The organism is Streptomyces bohaiensis (assembly GCF_012033785.1).
GTDB classification, from domain to species: Bacteria; Actinomycetota; Actinomycetes; order Streptomycetales; family Streptomycetaceae; genus Streptomyces; species Streptomyces bohaiensis.
Map to the genome: position 1 here is coordinate 1 of NZ_JAAVJC010000495.1, position 1,696 is coordinate 1,696.

Annotated in this window: 2 protein-coding genes; one reads left to right on the forward strand and one right to left on the reverse strand. The window is 77.4% G+C overall.

Annotation, left to right across the window (positions count from 1 at the left end):
* Nucleotides 1–40: 40 nt before the first annotated feature.
* Nucleotides 41–739, reverse strand: coding sequence for a copper homeostasis protein CutC (locus tag HCN52_RS24225; protein ID WP_168090555.1), 699 nt, complete (start codon nt 737–739; stop codon nt 41–43).
* 193 nt (nt 740–932) lie between these two features.
* Here HCN52_RS24225 and HCN52_RS24230 point away from each other — a divergent pair, with 193 nt between their 5' ends.
* Complete coding sequence (locus tag HCN52_RS24230) at nt 933–1,529, forward strand: HD domain-containing protein (protein WP_245175419.1); 597 nt, start codon at nt 933–935, stop codon at nt 1,527–1,529.
* Nucleotides 1,530–1,696 lie beyond the last annotated feature (167 nt).

The following is a 1,696-nucleotide window of genomic DNA, read 5'->3' on the forward strand; positions in this document are numbered from 1 at the left end:
GGGCTGCACCGGGACGACCGCCGCGTCGGCTCGGGCCGGGTCAGGCGAGGGCGTCGCGCCAGCGGCGGACGGCGGCCGCGTCGACCGGGCCGTCCCAGCCCTGCGGACGGGCCGCGCCGCCGATGTGAAAGGCGTCGACCCCGGCAGCCCGCAGTTCCGGCAGGTGTTCCAGCCGCAGTCCGCCGCCGGCCATCAGCCGGGGCTGGTGGCCGGGCTCGCGGGCCGCGGTGCGGGCGGCCTCCGCGGCCAGCACCGGCAGGCCGTCGTCGACACCGCGCGGCGAGCCGGCGGTGAGGTAGGTGTCGGGGGCACCGGGGCCGTCGAGCTGCTTGCGCAGGGCGCCGCGGTCGGCGGCGTGGTCGATCGCCCGGTGGAACGTCCAGGGGTCGGAGCCGATGACGTCGGTGAGGGCGGCGACGGCGGCCAGGTCCGCCTGACCGGTCTCGTCGAGGAAGCCGAACACCCAGGCGTCGGCGCCCGCGGCGCGCAGGGTGTCGGCGGTGGTCCGCAACTGCCGGACGGCGTCGGCGTCCCCGGCGGCGAACCCGTCGGCGAGGCGCAGCATCACCCGGATCGGCAGATCGACGGCGGACCGCACCTCCGAGACGGTGGCGACGTCGGGGCTGAGGCCGTCCGCCGCCATGTCGGCGACCAGTTCGAGGCGGTCGGCGCCGCCGGTCTCGGCGGCGACGGCGTCCTGCACGGTGAGGGCGATGACCTCGAGGAGTGGTCTAGACATGTCGAGAGAGTGCCACAGATGGCCCCCGGGAGGAAAGACGGAACGACGCGGCCCGCGCCACAATGGCCGTATGCGTGCGAAACGGTCGGCCGACGGCCGGAACGACAGAGGTGCACCCCCTGGCGGCGGCACCGGCGCCGCCGAGCCGAAGGGCGGTCAGAACCCCTCCTCGGAGGCCCGGTTGACGGCCCGCATGAAGCCGCTGCTTCCCGACCCGGTGGAGGCCGCGGCGCTGGCGGCGGAACTGCTGGCGCGCTGGGCGGAACCCCACCGCGTGTACCACGCCGTCCCCCACCTGGCGGCCGTGCTGGACCGGTTGGACGAGCTGGCGGACCATCCGGCGGACCCCGCCGCGGTCGCCCTCGCCGCCTGGTTCCACGACGCGGTGTACGACCCGGCGGCCGGGGACAACGAGGAACGCAGCGCCGTGCTCGCGGAGACGCTGCTGCCGGCGGCAGGCTGCCCGGCCGGGCGGACCGCCGCCGTGGCCCGTCTGGTCCGGTTGACCGCTACCCACGCCCCGGAACCGGGCGACCGGGACGGCGAGGCACTGTGCGACGCCGACCTCGCCGTCCTCGCGGGACCGCCGCAGGAGTACGCGCACTACGCCGCCGCCGTCCGCCGGGAGTACGCGTCGGTCCCGGAGCCGGCGTTCCGTGAGGGGCGGGCGGCGGTGCTGCGGCGGCTGCTGGCCCTGCCGGCGCTGTACCGGACCCCGTACGGCAGCCGTCACTGGGAGGCAACCGCCCGGTTCAACCTCCGGGCGGAGCTGGAGCTGCTGACCGTCTGACCGTCCGACCGCCCGCCCCGTCCCCGGTCGACGCCGCGGGCTGCCGCGCCCGCCGCGCCTCGCCCTCGGCCGTCGGGTCGGGCCGCCGCCAGAGGTGGCACCTTCGGCGGCGGAGCGGCACCCGCCAGAGGTGCGCCCTCCGGCGGACGGCGCGAGCAGCCGGTGGC

Excerpts from the sequence above, each read along its gene's own strand:
- HCN52_RS24225 (WP_168090555.1), bottom strand. The coding sequence starts at position 739 with ATGTCTAGACCACTCCTCGAGGTCATCGCCCTCACCGTGCAGGACGCC.
- HCN52_RS24230 (WP_245175419.1), top strand. The coding sequence starts at position 933 with ATGAAGCCGCTGCTTCCCGACCCGGTGGAGGCCGCGGCGCTGGCGGCG.